A 17,201-nucleotide genomic window follows, 5' to 3' on the forward strand; every position below is an offset into this window, starting at 1 on the left:
CAATAAGCTGACTATAAAGTCAAGAAAAACCGCACAATCGGTCAGAAAGGCGTTTTTTCTTGTGCTCGCAGGGGGCGAGGTGAGTGTTGGCATTGCTCGTAAATATTAGATTCTAAAGTGTTTAATATGAAGGCAACAGTAGTGCCTCTTTGGAATGAGGATATTCGTGCAGCTATGGTTTTGAGGTGGTTCAGCACACGCATCTCCAGAGTTCCGCAAATTCGGGCCAACTAAGACAGAAAGCGAGTATTCGACAGTTTTGGAAATTAACGCACCTGTGTAAGATGGGGAATCTGTTGCGCAAATCGGTTGAGGGTCGCAATTCCCCTTTCCCTGGGCGGACTTATCCTACGACCTCGGTAGCTGGGATGCCAAGTGCGGTGTAGCGGTTGAGGACGGCGACGTGGATATGGAGTTCCGCGACTTGGCGGTCGAAGTCTCGTGCCATAAGGCTTTGGCCCAGCAGTTTCACACAGTGCATCTTTGTTTCGACGCGGCTCCGGCGGTGGTATCCGGCCCATCGTCGCCAGAGTGCGCGGCCCAAGTATTTTGATGCCCGGAGGGCCTCGTTACGCGCCACAGCACCAGCGCTGCTGGGCTTCCAGAGCTTGGCGTTTCTGCGCGGTGGGATGACAGCGGCAGCACCCCGATCCGCGATGGCATCGTGGCACTTGCGGGTATCATAGGCTCCGTCCGCGGTCACCGAACCGATCTCTTGGTCAGGCGGGATCTAGCTGAGCAGCTCGGGCAGCATGGGTGCGTCACCAATGCTGCTGCCGGTGATCTCGATAGCTCGAACTTCCAACGTTTGCTCATCGATCCCGAGGTGTATTTTGCGCCACAGGCGGCGGTTGGGGCCGCCATGCTTGCGCACATGCCACTCGCCTTCACCTTCGGCCTTGATGCCTGTGCTGTCGATCAGGAGGTGCAGCGGGCCTTGTGATCCGCGATATGGGATGTTCACAGCCAACGTCTTTTGTCGCCGACACAAGGTGCTGAAATCCGGGACCGTCCAATCCAGACCGATCAGCCGAAGCAAACTGTCATCGAACCCGGTCGTCTGCCGCAGCGCCATTCCGAACAACACTTTCATCCTCAGACAGGCCTGGATCGCAGCATCGCTGTAAGTTTGCTGTCGACCTCGTTTGCAGGACAGTTCCGCCGCCCAATTCATCTCGGGATCGAACCAGATTGTCAGGGAGCCACACTGCTTGGGTGCCTCGTTGTAGTCCGGCCAGTTCTTGGTCTTATAGGTTGGTGGTATTGGTCTGCTCATACACACCAGCTACCATACTGGATTCATGAGATGAATCTCGACAGGTGATTTGCGCAACAGAGCCCGTATGAAGCGGCTTGAGGCCTTTGGGGTGACCGATATTGCAGACTATGTATTTGATATCATGGAAGAGCTGAGCACTATCAACAATGCTCCGATAAATGATCCGAATTGATCTGCTCCTTTTGGAAACAACTGTCCCCGCGCCTTTCGGTTGTAGGGTTACGCTTTGCCGCTGGACGCCTGACTTCCGGCGGCAAAGCCTTGCTGCAGGGCAAGGAACTCAACAAACCGGTTCATAGCGCCGCTGCAGCTGGATTTCTTCCAGATCGCAATCGTTTCAAGCCTTTCCATGACATCTTCAAATGGAATGGAGACCAATCCCGGCGGCGGGGTGCGGCAGGTGCTTTCGGCGAGAACTGTGACCCCCATGCGGCTGGCAACAAGCCCTAGAATGGCGGCGGAATTATAGGCCTCCTGAACGATATCAGGCATAAAGCCAGCTCGGCGGCAAAGCGGCAAAAAATGGTAATAGAAATACTCCCAATCCTTAGCCGGACCGTGGACAAACCGCTCTGCTGCAAGTTCTTCCAACCGGATACTGCTGCGGTGTGCAAGGGGGTGCCCTTCGTAGACGATACAGAGCAAGTGTTCCTGCTGGACACTGACTGAGGCGATATCGGGCAGGTTCACCGGACCGGTAACAAAGCCTACATCCAGCGTCCCATCTTCCAAACGGTGCAGTTGTTCAGTTGTAACCCCGTGATGCGGTTTAAGCGTAATGCCGGGAAATTCCTGCTGGAAAGTCTTGAGTAAATCGGGGAGGCACCCGCCTATTGCAAAATCTGTGCACCCAATGCGCAGTGACCCTATCTGCCCCTGGTCTGCTTGCCGCGCATTTTCAACAGCGAGTTCAGTCGCCGTCAGGACACCCCGGCAGCCGTCCAGAAACACCCGGCCCGCTTCGGTCAGTAATGTGGCCCGGTTGCTGCGCTCAAACAGGCTTACCTGTAATTCGCGTTCAAGATGCTGAATTGCCCGGCTCAGCGCTGGCTGTGCGATGTTCAGCCGGACAGCAGCGCGGCGGAAATGCAGCTCTTCGGCGACAGCAATGAAATAGCGGATATGCCTCAAACCTATGCGCATGATGCCTCTTGGGTATCAGATATGACTTAATTGATATTATACCTGCATGTTTTCCTGTGCCAAGCTCTCTGCAGTTCGAAAGACTCAAAACTTCTGGGAGGAAACGAAATGTTTGAGGGAAAGCTACTGCCAATCCTGGCTTCGGCAGCCATCGCCGCAGCACCGGCGCAAAATGCGTGGGCTGGCAATGTCACCATCAACCTTGGCTATGCTGCAGCCGAAGGCAGCTCTTACAGCGTATTGGCCGACAAGTTCGAGGAACTAGCTGAGGAGTATTCCGGTGGCACGATAGATGTCCGCGTCCGTTGCTGCGGTCAACTTATGGGCGAGGATGAAGCGTTTAAGGCGATGCAGCTGGGCACCATCGACATGCACATAATCACCGGCAACAACATCTCGCCGCACTTTCCGCTAATGGACGCCTTTGTGCTGCCCTACATCTTTGAGGACAAAAACCATGCCTATAAGGTGCTGGAAGGAGAAGTCGGCGCTGGATTTTCCGATCAGCTGCATGCCGCGACCAATGTGCATTTGCTGACATTTGGCTTTGTAGGCGACCGCGATTTTTATAACGCCCGCAATCCGATCACCAAAATGGAGGACATGGCCGGGCTAAAGGTGCGAGTACCCAAAAACCAGGTGATGATCGACACTTTTGCAGAGTTCGGTGCAGCTCCGATTCCGCTGCCTTGGGCCGACACACCAACCGCGTTGCAGACCGGTACGGTCGAAGGAGCGGACAATGGCACCTCGTTCATCAAATCCCAGAAGTTTTACGAGATCATGCCGCATTTCACTGTGCTTGAGCATTTCTCATACTTCTCGCCATTGTTTGCCAGTGACCGGATCATGAACAAGCTGGACGGCACGCAGCGCGATGCTGTGTTGCGGGCGGCCAGGGACGCAGGATTGTATCAGAAAGAGGAAATGGGCAGCCGGGTTGCAGGTATCCGTGCATTCCTGACTGGCGAGGGCGGCATGCAAACTGCTGAGTTTGAGCGGTCCGGTTTTCTGGCCGCTGGCCAGCGCGTGCAGGACCGCTATGCCGCTGAAAAAGGGGATGACTTCAAAACGCTCCTGGCGGCCATCCGCGCTGCGGCTGACTAACGGATTTCTCCCCGACTGCGGGTACATGTTCCACCCTCATGTGCCCGCTTTTTTAGATGCATATGTCAATGGAGGTGCCGATGCTTTCGCGCCTTGACCGGTATTTCGAGGAGGTCCTTTGCACGTTCTTTCTGTGCATGGTGGTCGGCTCGGTTCTCATGCAGGTGGTGCTGCGATTTATCTTTCATTCCGCGGCTGCCTGGGCCGAAGAAACCGCCGTCTATGGCATGATCTTTGCGGTCTATCTCGGGGCGGTGATGGCTGTCCGGGACCGGGCACACATCCGCATCACCCTGCTGATCAGCCGCCTGCCGCGCAGCCTGCAAATCTGTTCCGTTGTACTTGCCGATGCGCTGTGGCTGGGGTTTGTGATCTTCATGATCGTGCAGACCACAACCTATACGCAGCTTCTGTTCGAAGTGACCTATCAGACACCGGGCTTGGGGATCGAACAGCGCTGGGTGCAAATGTTCATTCCCATTGCCTTCTGCCTGATGCTGTTCCGCATGCTGCAGGTCTACTGGCGCTGGCGTGCCAATAACTGGAAAGGTTTGCCGCTATGAAAGAAGCGTCTATCGAAAACACAGCTACCCGCACCTCACTGACCGCTGTTTCGGTGCTGGTGGTTCTGATCATTGCATTGATCCTGGCCATGTTTGCAGGTGCGAACGGGCCAATCATGATGGCTATCGTTTTTGTAGTCACCATGGCGATTGGGGTTCCCATCCCCTTTGCCGCAGGCATCGCCACCGTCGCGGGACTGCTGATTGCCGATATCCCGCTGACACTGATGGCGCAAGCAGCCTGGACTGCCTTTGAACCATTCCCGCTAGTCACTATTCCGCTGTTCATTCTGGCTGGTCAGTTGATGGAGCAGGGCGGCATGTCGGACAAGCTGGTCGCAATCGCGCAGCGTCTTGTTGGAGCCTACAAGGGCGGAATGGGACTTGTAACCGTTGTTGCCTGCATGTTCTTTGCCGCGTTGTCAGGATCTGGCCCGGCAACCACCGCTGCAATCGGTTCGATCACTATTCCTGCCATGCAGGAGGAAGGCTACCGCTCCCGTTTCGCAGGTGCCATCGCCGCCGCCGCCGGCGCACTTGGCAGTATGATCCCGCCCTCCAACCTTCTGATCATATTCGCCTTGGTCACTGATGTGTCGATCCCGCGCCTGTTTCTGGCGGGTATCGTGCCGGGCATAGTACTGGGGCTTATTCTGATGGCCGTAGTGTTCGTGATCTCATTGCGCAACGGGTATGGCGGCACCGGTGAAAGGTTCGGCTGGGGACCGCTGCTCGAAGCACTCTGGGAAGGCAAATGGGCCGTGATGGCGCCTGTGATTATCCTGGGCGGTATCTATGCTGGCATCTTTACCCCGTCCGAGGCAGCCGGCGTTGCCGTGGCCTATGGTTTCTTTGTCGGGCTGTTCATCTACAAGGGGCTGACCTGGAGCAAACTGTTTCAGGCCTTCAAATTCACCGCCATCGTTATCGGCACAGTTTTGTTCATTCTCGGCTCGACCAAGGCCTTTGGCCAGCTGGTCACGATCTTTGACATCCCGTCGTCGGTCCTGGACCTGTTCCAGAATCTGGCAGCCTATCCCTGGCTGGTGATGCTGCTGATCGGCGTGTTCTACATCCTCGTCGGCATGTGGCTGGAGAGCATTCCGCAGATCATCATTTTTACCGCCGTGTTTTTCCCGCTGGTGACCAGCCTGGGCATCGACCCGGTGGTCTTTGGAATCTTCACGGTGATGACCTGCGAAATCGGCTTTCTGACACCGCCCATCGGGGTCAACCTCTTTGTTGCGGCCCGCATCAGCAGGATCTCCATCGAGGAAATCTCTGTTGGGGTGCTGCCGCTGCTGATCCCTTATATCGCAATGATCCTGCTGCTGGTCTTCTTCTCCAGCTGGGTCACTTTCCTTCCTGACCTCGTCTATGGCGAACGCTTGAGGTAACCCATGAAAACCATTCCCCTTATTGGCTACAGCGACCGGCTGTCCGCGCGCCCTGGCGAGAGTATCGCATTCAAAATATCTTCCGAAGCCAAAGGCAAAGTCACGGCCCGTCTCTTTCGGTCCATAAGCGCCGACCCCAATCCAGCAGGACAAGGGATCGTGGAGGAGGATGCCTCAGCCTATTTCGACCCGATCCAATTCCCGTCCCGCAAACAGAGTTTCCGCAGTGGCTCGTACGGGCTGGCGAAAGGGGCAGTATCTGCACCGGTTCCAACGGATCTTGCCTTCAGCGCTATTGTATTTGCGACCAAGCAGACAGGTAAGCAGCAGGTGGTGCTGGCCTGCGGCGGCTATGAACTTGCGTTGGCAAATGATGGCAGCGCTAGCTTCTTGGCTCCGGATGGCGCAGTGGCAACCGGCCAGCCGCTGATCCTTCGGCATTGGTACCGGATCACTGGCCGGATCAGTGCAGCTGGAGACATCAGCATAACCCAGACGCCGCTTGGACGCAGTTTTGAAAATGAGGTTATGTCGAATGGCCATGCTGTCCCGCCAACGGTGCTGGCAGGGCGGCCTTCAATTGCGGCCCGCCTTCACAATGGGCAGGCTTCAGATCATTTCAACGGTAAGATCGAAGATCCATCTATTCTGGCCAACGGCGCTCCACTGGCTGCCTGGGACTTCTCGCAAGGGATCTCTTCAACGCAGGGGCACGCGACAACGGGGCCGGACCTGACGCTGATCAATTTTCCAGCGAGGGCCATGACTGGCTCCCGCTGGGACGGCTCTGAGATGAACTGGCGGCACCGCCCGGATCACTATGGCGCCATTCATTTTCATGAAGATGATGTCTATGACTTTGAATGGGAGACGGATTTCAGTCTCAAAGTTCCGGAAGACATGCCTTCAGGTGCGTATGTGATGCGGATTGAGGCAGACGGCATGGAAGATGCCATGCCCTTTTTCATTTGCCCGCCGCTTGGGCAGCCGCGCGCCAGGCTTTGCGTGCTGGTGTCAACCTTCACCTACACGATCTATGGCAACCACGCCCGGCCGGACTATGAGCCGGAATGGCAGAAACGAAATACGGAGTGGAATGCCTACCCGCACAATCCGGTCGAATACCCGCAGTACGGGTTGTCCACCTATAATTACCATTCCGATGGGTCCGGCATCTGCCACGCGTCGCATCTGCGGCCCTTGTTCAACCTTCGGCCAGGCTACGTGACCTTTGGCAACACCTCTTGCTCCGGGTTGCGGCACCTGCAGGCTGACAGCCATTTGCTCAGCTGGCTGCATGCCAAGGGGATTGACTATGACATCGTGACAGATGCGGAGCTGCACAACGATGGGGTTGCCGCAATTGCCGGCTATGCAGCCGTCACCACCGGCAGCCACCCCGAGTATCACACAACGGAAACCTTGAATGCTCTGCGCGATTACCGCGACGCGGGCGGTGCGCTCAACTACCTGGGCGGCAACGGATTCTATTGGCGTATCGCTGTGCATCAGGAAAACCCCGGCCTATTGGAAATCCGCCGGGCCGAAGATGGAATCCGGGCCTGGGCGGCTGAACCGGGCGAATATTACAACGCTTTTGATGGCGGCTACGGCGGTTTGTGGCGCCGCAACGCCCGCCCGCCGCAAGAGCTGGTTGGCATCGGTTTTGCCGCGCAGGGGGAATTCCATGGCGCTCCCTATCAGCGCACCTGCACCGATCCGGCTTATGACTGGATTTTTGACGGAATCGAGAGCGATGTCCTCGGCGACTTCGGCTTCAGCGGCAATGGCGCCGCCGGGTTCGAACTGGACCACTGCGATGCGCGTCTGGGCACCCCCCCTGATACAGTGATCCTCGCGCAGTCTTTCTCACGTGAGGGTGAGTTCATGCTTGTGCCCGAGGAGCAGCTCACGCACCTTACGAACCTTAGTGGTGGCCCGGAAGCTGACATGCTACGCGCAGACATGGTTTACTTGGAGCTGCCCGGCGGCGGCTCGGTCTTTTCGACCGGTTCGATCACCTTCTGTGGCAGTTTGCCGTGGAATGGCTTCAACAATGATGTTTCCCGCCTGCTCGAAAACATCCTGTGTCATGCTTTAGCAAAAGAATACCCCCAGTAGGAATTGCATTTTGGAGACTGGCGCGCCAACAGGTTTGGTTCCGGGCGCCCGCGCAAGATCCGCAACTTAATAGTTGAAATCAACCGCGACAAACGGACGGAATAGAAATCCACTCACTGACGTGGTTATGACAGACCGGTTTGGAGGCAAGCACTTCACAGACATGGCAGCGGACGCGGGCGCAAACCAGTATCCGTGTCTTCTGCAAGTGCATTCGGCGCGGCGGCGTTAGTCTGCATTGTCCCGCGTCTTTTGCGTCCAAGCCGCCTGCAGCGAAGGTACGGTTGTCATGAGGCCCTCGAAACTGATTGGCAATGACCGCTTCGGCGACCTGTACTGTTGTGCGGCAAGTTTGCCGCCGCGAGTGCGAACGGATGCTGCGCCAGCAATTGACGCGTGAGCAAAAGGCTGGTTTGTCCCGCGACCTGACTGTTGTTCTTGACCGCAGCGAACGGTTAATTTGGATTTCGCCGGTTTGAGCCATTTTGAATGACCGGAAACGGAAAATGTGCCGCGCTGCGGAAAACGCAACGCTGCATTTGCAGTGTGATGCTGCGTTAGCGAAGGTCTAGAACCCAAGGTCGGGGAATGTCCGGCAGACTGTGAGTTGGATCATCTCCAGATTTTGCTCGCGGAGAATGACCGGAAAGCGGGCTGCGCCTGCAGCAACGTGAAGGTAGGGCGAAGGTCCGGCATGGGCCGGTCAGGTTCCTTAAGGCGAAGACGGTTCGCAACTTTGCAGCGGCGGCTTCCTGCGCATTCCTGACCTTGGCTCTACCTGAGGCAAGACAGATATTGTGCTGTCTACAGTGAAGGAACAGACATGAATGTCTGTTCCCAATCCTGGGATTACAAACTTCTCAAAATTTTCACACAGCCGGGTCAATGGTCTCGAACTTACCTTGAAGCACACTCGCAACCAACGGTGGGTTTGATACCATCCTGAATCTATCCTGGGGCCTCACGGGTTGGACACTTGCGCTTGCATAAGCGATCTTGCCCTAAAGTTATGCAAGAATGAAACGGAGTTCCCCGTTGATAGAAACGTTGCCCCTGGCGGTCAAACCTTCGGAGCGCGAGACACTTCCCTCTTTCTTTTCGCGCATGGCTGCGATCAATGGTACCGACGCCACCGGATTTGCCCTTGATCTTGTCGTTAGTTTAAAGCGGATCCTGAAACAGGAGCAGGAAGCAATTGACATTTTTTCCACCCGATCCGGTTTGGTGACCGATCAGCTGTCAACCATGCTGTTATGGACAGGTGAGCGTATCGGGGGCGTACGCATGAAATTTCGCGGGGAAGTTTTTGTTTCCCGCGCCGTACGCAACCCTGTCATCCGCGGCTGCCCTCATTGCCTGCGCGAGGCGGCAGAAAACAAGCCTCTCCGCTGAGGCACATGGCCATGGCGGGAGACTGGCTGTGCCGCGGTGTTGATGTGTGCTTGCGGCACCGCCATCCTCTGATGCCACTTTGGGAAAGCTCGCGGCCTGTAAATCGTGATGATGCTGGTGCCAGATTGGCTGAGATCCTGCCAGACCTTCTGGCGGGCAATTTTGACAGCGATCTGATTGAGCCGTTCGCCTATGACGCCTGGCTTGATCGGCGCCTGTCGCAAGGTGAGGACAAAACGTGGCTGGCAACTCAGCCTTTGATTGCCGCCATGACCTGCTGTGCGTTGCTTGGCAAGGAACTCCTTCGTGCTCAGGAACTTGAAGCCGACGACCGTGCTGCGAAGGCCAAAGGCTTTGATGCCGCATCGAGAGGGCCTGAGGCAATCACGTGTGCGCTTGATCGCGTTTTGCAGGCGGGGGATGGGGGGTACTTTGGATCAAAACAGGCATTGCCGATGCTGATCGAGGCCCTTGGTCGCCTCTATCGCAGCGATGATAGCTTTGATGGGTTTCGCGATATTGTACGTCGGCATTTGTTGAGGATCTGGCCGGTCGAGGCGGGAGATGAGGTTCTCGGTCATACCGTGCCCGAACGACGTATCCATTCTCTCGCCTCGGCAAACAAGGAAACCGGGGTCGGCAGGTCGGTCCTCAACGGCTTCCTGACTGAGGCTGGAGCGTTCCCTCCTGATGACACGCGCGCTGATGCTCGCAAAACCTTCGACGCAAAGAAATACAAACCCCTTCTGGAGGAGGTCCCGACTTTGGTCGGGCCGACTGCGATGCGCAAAGCTATGGGCGCAACGTTAGTAGAACTCAAATCACTGGAGGCTGACGGCGTGCTGACGCCCAGAACGAAAGTTGCGACGATCAAGTCTCCCTGGCGCGTGTCTGGCGGGCTGGTCCTGCTCGAGGAGTTGGAGCGAACGGCAATTTTGCTTGAGGCGGGTACACCAGGATGTGAAATGATCCAGCATGTTCACAAGCGAGTGGGTCTTTCTGTCGGCCAGGTTATCGCTGCGATCAGGGGCGGCAGATTGAGGGTCGGCAAGCGCGCTGAAACGTTTGGGTATCACGGACTCGTCGTCAACGTTGCCGAAGTTGATCAGTCGGAGTAACTTCGCCCCCGCGAGCAGAAAATGGCGGCCATGGAAGGGGAGATGAACGCAGCTGCCTTTGCCCGCTCAATCGGAGTGCGGGAGAAAGGGGCGCTCCAAGCGTTGATCGAAGGTGGCTATATGAACCGCACCGGGTTTGCCGGAGGCTGATTTCAGTCAGTTACGCGGCAATGTCCTTAGTTTCCAGAGCGGCGTAGAAATTGGCCTCTGCTTCTGCCGGCGGAATGTTCCCGATAGGCTCAAGCAGACGGCGGTTGTTGAACCAGTCCACCCATTCGAGTGTTGCGTATTCCACTGCCTCGAAGTTGCGCCAAGGGCCGCAGCGGTGAATGACCTCGGCTTTGAACAATCCGTTGATCGTCTCAGCCAGGGCGTTCTGCGCATTCAAATGATCCCCCGGATCTTTTGATCCGCTGCGCGGACCTACTTGAACTCGTAGCTGTCTCCGACGCTGCCGACAGAGGGCTCGATACCGGCTTCGCCCAACCGTTCTGTGTATTTGAAAGACAGGTATTGGCTGCCGCGGTCGGAGTGGTGAACAAGCCCCATCGCCTTTGTCGGCCGCCGCTCGTGAACAGCTTGCTCCAGAGCATCGAGAACAAACCCGGCATGCGCCGAGGTGCTGACACGCCAACCAACGATCTTGCGGGCATAGGCATCGATAAGCGAGCCATTGAAGGCGCCATTGGTTCGAGCCCAATGGCGAGCGGCGACATAGGCGAACCCTATCCAAGTGGCGACATAGGTGAAATCGCTGACCCAGAGCATGTTGGGCGCGGGCACTCGGAACTGCCGGTTCACCTTGTCCAGCGGGTATGGGGCCTTCTTGTCAGGCACCGTGGTCTTGTGCGGCTTGCCCAGGAGCGAGCCTTTGTCCGCCATTGGTACGAGGACAATGGCGAGCGCCTCGAATCCCCATGCTCTTCATCAGCCGGGCAACCGTGCAGCGGGCAACAGTGAACCCCTCCCGCTGCAACTGCCTCCAGATCTTCCGCACGCCATAGACCCGCCAGTTCTCTTCGAAAACCCGCCGGATCTCGGGCCGCAATGCCTCGTCACGCCGGGCACGGTCCGACAACCGGGCCGGATCAGCCCGCTTCGCCAGGTGCTCATAATACGTGGAAGGGGCAATTGGCAGGAATGAGCCATTGGAACGCCATTGGTCCGAGAGACAATGGCGAATGCAGATCGGCTCGACCCCATGCTCCGCGCGATGCATGTCGATAAATGACACCATCACTTCGACCGGTGGTCGAGTTTCGCCATCGCAAAATAAGCCGATGCCTTGCGGAGGATCTCGTTCGCCTGACGCAGCTCGCGGTTCTCCCGCTCCAGCGCCTTCGTTTAGGCCTTCAAATGATCCCCCGGATCATTTGATCGCTACGCGAACGACTCGCACTGTCGGCGACATCTTTTGGGACGCCCGCTCGCTTGCCGCTGTCGACTTCTGCCTTCTTGACCCACTCATTCAGCGTATGCGCCGAACAGCCGATCTCCGCGGAGATCGACATGATCGCCTGCCAGCGGGAACTGTGCTGGTCCTGGTTGTCCAGCACCAGCCGCACCGCACGCTCGCGGACCTCAGGAGAAAACTTGTTTGTTGTCTTGTTCATTGCGGCTTCATCCTACTCAAGAGTTGAAGCCTCCGGCAAACCCGGTGCGGTTCAATACGCCTGCGATGGAGGTTCTGCACCCGGTGACAAAGCGCTCCCAGTGGCGGATGTCCAGTGCGGACATCGCTGCTTTCCATGACAAGTTCACCACGCCGACGGTGATAGCGAAGGAGACCGGGCTTCACCGGAATACGATTCTGGCGGCTTTTGCAGCTCACAGGATTGGAGCTTTCCGGCTGAATGGTGTGGCTATCGGACCGATCTACCTCCTAAAGGAGGTTGCACCCGTCCTGAACACGCTCATGAGCTGACATTCGCCTGCTGGCCCCCGGGGCCGGTCGAGGAGCGAAAGCGTTTTCTATCTGAGCCTTTACTACTCTCAACTTCACTTGGCACTTTCCACTTGACACAGGGCGTGCATCAAAACCCCAAAGTGTGCAAGTTTATGCCTAATTGGCATTTAAAGTGAAAAATGGCGATCCCTGAAGGACTCGAACCCTCAACCTGCTGATTAGAAGTCAGCTGCTCTATCCAGTTGAGCTAAGGGACCGCGTGGCGCCAGTTATGACAGGCTGCGGCCGGGGGTCAAGCCGCGGTTCACAGGTCCAGCTGCATAAAGACCGACCAGGGGTCCTCGGCGTAATCCGCAAAGGGCGGGCAAGGGGCAAAGCCGAAGGATTCATAAAGCCTGCGCGACTGCAGGAAATCTTCGGTGGAGCCGGTTTCCAGGTAGATCGCGGTGGCCTGAGCACGGCGGGCCAGGTCCAACAGGAAGGCCAGCATGGCGCGGCCTGCGCCGCTGCCGCGGGCCTCTGCCAAGGTATGCATCGATTTCAGCTCGCGGCTGCCATCGCCGAGGTCTTTGAGCCCGCCCATGGCCAGCGCCTGCCCGTCCCGGCGCAGAAGGAAGAACTGCACCTCCGGCCCCTCCAGGCCGCTGATGTCCATGGCGTGGCAGCTTTCCTCGGGCGATTGCGCCGCCATCTGCGCCAGGTGGCGGCGGATCAGGGCTGCGGCCTCCGGGTCGGAAGGGCGGGCGGCGGAGATGTCAAAGTCTGCTGCGGTCATTGTCAGGCTCCATCGGGCTGGCTGCCTTAGCATATTGCAAGGCCCGCAGTGGATGGCAATTGCGCTAGCGATGTGCCGCGGCCTGCGGCGCGGGGTTTGCCTGTTTTTCGGGCAGTCGTGCGGCTTATCAGCGGTAGAGGCCGGCCCAGGCAGCGGCCTGGGTACGGGCGGCCTCTGGCGGCAAGGCCAGCAGCAGCAGACCCCCGCCGTCGGAGGCGGCAAGAATGTGCAGCTGCGGCGTGACCGGCAGCAGCAGGCAGTCCGGTTTCGGCACCGGCATCCGGGCGGAGGCAGGACGGGCGGCCTTGGAAGCCAGCGCCCGGCGCACAGCATCCAGCTGGGTCAGCAGCGTCTCCGGCCCGTCGCCTTGCATCTCCTTGGTGCTGCGCGGGCAAAACAACCAGGCCGTTGCCTGCGGCAGGGCCCGGGCGCGGAAATGGTCCAGACGGCTGCCGCTTGCCGCTGCGAGGGCGGCGGCAAGGGTTCCGGCAGAGCAGGTTCCGGCACCTTGGGGTGCGGCGCAGGGGCGCCGGCGGAAGCTGATTTTTCCTTCCTTGCCGCCCGCCTGCAGCAGTTGCAAGCGGGCGGCAAAGAGCTGGGCTGCGGTCTCCGGATCTTCAGCGGCGGAGGAGGGATCCGCGCTGTCCTGGAGGGTGAAGCCTGCAATCCGGCGCTGCGCCACGGTGAGGGTGGCTGCGGCGCGGCCGCTGATGCACAGGGTGATTTCGCGCGGCAACATAGTTTCGCGTATTTCGCGCAGCACGGCGTCGGTCAGGCTGTCAGCGGTGCCGGAAAGCGCTGCGCGGGCGGGCTCGGCCAGCCTGATCAGCGCTTGATGCAGGTCTGAGGCTGTACTGGTGCCATCTTGAGTGGTCTGCTGCGCAGGATTGGCCATCACGCGCCCCCGTCCTGATGGGCCAGCAGCTGCCGGGCCGGTGCGGCCAGCCGGGCGGCGGCATCGGCATCGTCGCAGATACAGAGCACTGCATCGCCGGAGCCGTCACCGGCGCGCAGGAACAGCCGCACCTCGCCCGGGGCGAGCAGCAGCACGTCATCCGCGGGCGCCGCTGCCGCGCCACCTGCCTGGGCCGCCGCGTCCAGCGCCAAAAAGCCGCGGCGGGCCTGCTGGCAGAGATCGTCAAGGTATTCCTGCGGGTGGCCGTCGCCGCTGCTGCTGCGCAGCACGATGCTGGCACTTAGATCGCCAAAGGCCGCCAGGCGGCAGCCGGGCTCAACCTGGCGCAGGACATCGAGCTGGCGGGCCAGGGTCATGGGCAGCCTCCGCGGCAGTCCGGATGATTGCAAGGCGCATATGCTGGCAGCATGACGGGCTCAGTTTCCTTCAGAAGGGGTTTCGGGACGCTGGCTGCGCCGGGACGGGGCCGAGACCCGGCGCGGCATCACCCGGGGACCACCGCTGGCACCGGCCGAAGCAGCCTGCAGTTGCGGCTGTAGTTCAGGCTGCAGGCTGCTGTCGCGCATCCCCCCAATGTCCAGCACCTCTGCCCGCAACTGCTGCTCGGGCTGCAGCGCCCTTGCCGCGGCGGCAGGCTGGACCGGCGGGCGGGGGCGGTCCGGCTGTGTCCAGTTCAAGAGCAGGTCGACCAGGTATTCGATGAATCCATCGGCGCCGCTGGTCTTCCAGGCCTCCATGTCCTCGCCCGCGGCCAGAGCCTGGCTGAGCGACAGCGGGAACACCGCATTGAAGCCATCGCCGGTTTCCTTCTGCACCCGGCGCAGTACGCGGTCGCGGTCGCGCGGAGTCTTGAGCTTGTCGAAATGGGTGATCAGCAGGGTGCTGGGGGCGTCGAGCCGGGCAGAGATTTCCTCCCAGGCGGCGGCCTCTGACTGGCGCCAGGCCTGGGTGGCATGGGTGCACCAGATCACGCTGTCCACCTCCGGCAGCAGGTTCTGCCAGACGCTGGCGGGCATATTGGGATCGGAGATCCCGGGCATGTCAATGAGGTCACAGAGCTCCAGGGCCTCGGCGGGCAGGGTCAGGCGGATCAGTGCGGTGGTTTCCAGCGGCACATCGTCCAGATCCTCCAGCCGCACCGGGGTCTCTCTGCCATCGGTGCCGGTCAGGCTGGCGCCCTCGGCCCCGTGAGAGATCCAGACCGGCGGCAGGCGGGTGGCGGTGACGCGGGTGGGCAGCGGCTGCTGGCCCACCAGCAGATTGGTGAGAGTGCTTTTGCCTGCGCTGAATTCGCCCATCAGTGCCAGCCGCGGCTTGCGGGCTGGGGCGGCCGCCGGAGGGAAGGCGGCGGAAGCCGGGGCGTGCTGGGCCGTTTGGTCGCTCATGCTGTGAAACTCCTGAGTGTTTCCAATGCAGTATTGGTTTCAGTTTGGCGCTGGCCGGCCTCGTCGCCGGTGAATAGTGCCTGCATGTCGCCGCCGCCGCGGCGGCAAGCGGAAATCTCCAGCAGGATGTCGCGCTGGTCGTCGAAGAAGCCCTGCAGGCGGGCAAGGATGGCGGCGCGGGCGTCGGCTGTCTGCACCGTCTTGAGCTGGGTCATGAAATCCTCTGTTTCGCCGGCGATCAGCTTGCGGAACTGTTTGGCAAAGGCCTTGTAGCCGCGGGTACGGCGCCACCACGAGGCCCACCAGCTGTCGTTGAAATCCAGCGCGATGGACTGTGCCAGGGCCACTGGAGAGGCGGGCTGTGGAACCTCGGGCACGGCCAGCTGGATGCCCTCAACTGCCGGGCCGAAGCCGTCATAAAGCAGTTCTGCCACGTCCCTGACTGCAGCCTCGTACCGGTCTTGCGCGGCGGATTGCAGGCGGCTGGTCATCACCGAATAGGCAGAGCGCAGCAGCATCCGCAGCCCGGCCGGGTCGTATTCCCAATGGCAGTCCTCGCCCCATTTCTCCAGATGGTCGATCAGCGCGTGGGTGGCGCGGTCGGTGAAGGTGGCATGGGCCCGGTCGGCGCGCTCGCGGAAGGAATCGAGCACCTGGTCCGCCTCGGCCTCCAGCGCCGCCATTTGGGTCTTGCAGATGTTCTCGAAAGCGGTGCGCACATCGTGCATATTTGCGCCGCCGGTGCTGCCCTCGCCCTGAACCATAACCGCATTGGCGGCCTGCTGGCCGGTGGCGGCGGTGGTGGCGGTGGCGGCAATGCGCTGCAACAGCGGGATGCCAAGGTCGGCGACGATCCGTTCGCTGACGGCGCGGTTCAGGGCCGGAAGGCCAGACAGTTCCCACACCATGTTCTGCGGTGTCGCCTTTGCGTGGGAGGCGTTGACTGACGCCTCGGCCCAATTCAGGAGCGCGGCGGAGCTGGTCGGATCCATATCCTCCATTCCGCCGGTCAGCACCTTGTTGGCCCAGTAGGCGCTGCCAAAGATGATCTCCGCTTCTTGCGGCCCATGATGGGTTTCCAGTGTCTGGCGGATACTGGTCTCGATCTCGGCGACCTGTTTGGCCGGGTCGGCCAGCTCGTCGATGCGGTTTACGAAGATCACCACCTCGCGCGATTTGAGGTTGGAGATCATCCGGATCAGCCCCATGTCTACCGATGTCAGCGCCTGGCCAGCCGACAAAACCACAACGCAAATGCGGCTGTCGCGGATCGCTTGGATGGTGATCTGCTCGCGCATCATGAATGTGTCGTTGACGCCCGGCGTGTCGCGCAGGCAGAGCCGGTGCGGCACCGAGCGGCAATTCAGATACAGGTCCGCGGCGCGGGTGATATCGGCGAAGCGGCCCTGTTCGTCCACCGTGCCCAGATCTTCGTCATCGAAATCATCGCCGAGGCAGATGTAGCGTTCGATCAGGTTCTTGTCGAAATAGCCGTAATCGTGCTTCTGCCCCATCAGGAGTTCGAACTTGCGGCCCAGCCGCTGGCGGGAGCGGTCGCGCATCTCCTCGATCTGTGTCCGGATCTTCTGCAGCTCGCTGTCAGCACCGGCGCGGCCTGCCATTTCACCGATGCGGCCGCCTTTGGTAGTCAGCCGGTCCCATTCCTCTTCGGTCATGAACTGGAAGCAGGCCTTGTTCTCGGTGCGGGTCTCGCCCGGTTCCAGGTGCAAGGAGGTGACAACCGAGGTCCAGGGGTTCACATCCGAAGGCAGCAAATCGGCCCAGCCTGCCATCGCATTGACCAGGGAGGTTTTGCCGGACTTCACCTGCCCCAGCAGGGTGACGCTGGGTTCAAATGTGCCAAGCTCCTCCTGCAGGCGGGTGAGGCTGCGCTGTACCCGCTCGCCTGAAACGCCGTGCAGGGTGGCCAGTGCACCCTCGAGCCGCCGCGCCTTGCGGGCAAAGTCCGCCAGCGGTTCCAGCCCGGCGCTGAGGTTGGTGGGGCGGGCGGAGGCGCGGATGTCGGTGGCGCTCTCGATCTGGTGTTCCATGTTCATGGCAGGGCCTGTTTGATATCTGCTTCGGCGTTTTGTTCTGCT

General features: G+C 59.6%; 12 protein-coding genes, 1 tRNA gene, 2 pseudogenes and 1 other annotated feature. Of the genes and pseudogenes, 6 read left to right on the top strand and 9 right to left on the bottom strand.

Going from position 1 to position 17,201, the window contains the following annotated elements; all coding sequences use genetic code 11:
- Positions 1–343: 343 nt before the first annotated feature.
- Positions 344–1,276 (bottom strand): annotated as a pseudogene (locus N6L27_RS15405) (IS5 family transposase).
- A 222-nt stretch (positions 1,277–1,498) separates the two neighbouring features.
- Positions 1,499–2,422 (bottom strand): LysR family transcriptional regulator, encoded by a 924-nt coding sequence (locus N6L27_RS15410; protein ID WP_271908187.1) that lies wholly within the window; start codon positions 2,420–2,422, stop codon positions 1,499–1,501.
- A gap of 30 nt (positions 2,423–2,452) precedes the next feature.
- On the opposite strand from N6L27_RS15410, the gene N6L27_RS15415 reads away from it, so the two are divergent.
- The 6 genes from N6L27_RS15415 (at position 2,453) to N6L27_RS15440 (ending at position 10,120) form a co-directional block, all read left to right on the top strand.
- The gene (locus N6L27_RS15415; RefSeq protein WP_271908188.1) at positions 2,453–3,529 is read left to right on the top strand and encodes a TRAP transporter substrate-binding protein; all 1,077 of its coding nucleotides are present in this window, start codon (positions 2,453–2,455) and stop codon (positions 3,527–3,529) included.
- An 80-nt stretch (positions 3,530–3,609) separates the two neighbouring features.
- A complete protein-coding gene (locus N6L27_RS15420) occupies positions 3,610–4,092 on the top strand; it encodes a TRAP transporter small permease (protein ID WP_271908189.1) in 483 nt (160 codons plus the stop codon).
- On the top strand, positions 4,089–5,489 hold the full coding sequence (locus tag N6L27_RS15425; RefSeq protein ID WP_271908190.1) for a TRAP transporter large permease: 1,401 nt from the start codon (positions 4,089–4,091) through the stop codon (positions 5,487–5,489). The genes N6L27_RS15420 and N6L27_RS15425 overlap by 4 nt, the downstream gene beginning before the upstream one ends.
- 3 nt (positions 5,490–5,492) lie before the next feature.
- On the top strand, positions 5,493–7,610 hold the full coding sequence (locus tag N6L27_RS15430; protein ID WP_271908191.1) for a N,N-dimethylformamidase beta subunit family domain-containing protein: 2,118 nt from the start codon (positions 5,493–5,495) through the stop codon (positions 7,608–7,610).
- A 1,017-nt stretch (positions 7,611–8,627) separates the two neighbouring features.
- Positions 8,628–9,002, top strand: coding sequence for a TniQ family protein (locus N6L27_RS15435; protein ID WP_271908192.1), 375 nt, complete (start codon positions 8,628–8,630; stop codon positions 9,000–9,002).
- Between the two features lie 71 nt (positions 9,003–9,073).
- Positions 9,074–10,120 carry a hypothetical protein gene (locus N6L27_RS15440; protein WP_271908193.1) on the top strand — a complete coding sequence of 349 codons (1,047 nt, stop codon included), beginning with the start codon at positions 9,074–9,076 and terminating at the stop codon, positions 10,118–10,120.
- A 160-nt stretch (positions 10,121–10,280) separates the two neighbouring features.
- Here N6L27_RS15440 and N6L27_RS15445 read toward each other — a convergent pair.
- From N6L27_RS15445 to N6L27_RS15475, 7 genes and pseudogenes are all read right to left on the bottom strand, one after another.
- Positions 10,281–11,733: pseudogene (locus N6L27_RS15445) on the bottom strand (IS3 family transposase).
- Positions 11,288–11,399: a sequence feature (AL1L pseudoknot), on the bottom strand. (Overlaps the previous pseudogene by 112 nt.)
- Positions 11,734–12,206: 473 nt before the next feature.
- Positions 12,207–12,283: transfer RNA gene (locus N6L27_RS15450), tRNA-Arg, on the bottom strand.
- 47 nt (positions 12,284–12,330) lie between these two features.
- Positions 12,331–12,801 (bottom strand): GNAT family N-acetyltransferase, encoded by a 471-nt coding sequence (locus N6L27_RS15455; protein ID WP_271908194.1) that lies wholly within the window; start codon positions 12,799–12,801, stop codon positions 12,331–12,333.
- A 127-nt stretch (positions 12,802–12,928) separates the two neighbouring features.
- Positions 12,929–13,696: a hypothetical protein gene (locus tag N6L27_RS15460; protein WP_271908195.1), complete on the bottom strand. Its 768-nt coding sequence runs from the start codon at positions 13,694–13,696 to the stop codon at positions 12,929–12,931.
- The gene (locus N6L27_RS15465) at positions 13,696–14,073 is read right to left on the bottom strand and encodes a hypothetical protein (RefSeq protein ID WP_271908196.1); all 378 of its coding nucleotides are present in this window, start codon (positions 14,071–14,073) and stop codon (positions 13,696–13,698) included. The genes N6L27_RS15460 and N6L27_RS15465 overlap by 1 nt, the downstream gene beginning before the upstream one ends.
- 60 nt (positions 14,074–14,133) lie before the next feature.
- Entirely contained in the window at positions 14,134–15,102 is a 969-nt protein-coding gene (locus N6L27_RS15470; protein WP_271908197.1) for a dynamin family protein, read from the bottom strand.
- The gene (locus tag N6L27_RS15475) at positions 15,099–17,159 is read right to left on the bottom strand and encodes a dynamin family protein (RefSeq protein ID WP_271908198.1); all 2,061 of its coding nucleotides are present in this window, start codon (positions 17,157–17,159) and stop codon (positions 15,099–15,101) included. Before N6L27_RS15475 ends, N6L27_RS15470 begins: the two co-directional genes overlap by 4 nt.
- Positions 17,160–17,201 lie beyond the last annotated feature (42 nt).

Source organism: Leisingera sp. SS27 (genome assembly GCF_028368855.1).
Lineage (GTDB): Bacteria > Pseudomonadota > Alphaproteobacteria > Rhodobacterales > Rhodobacteraceae > Leisingera.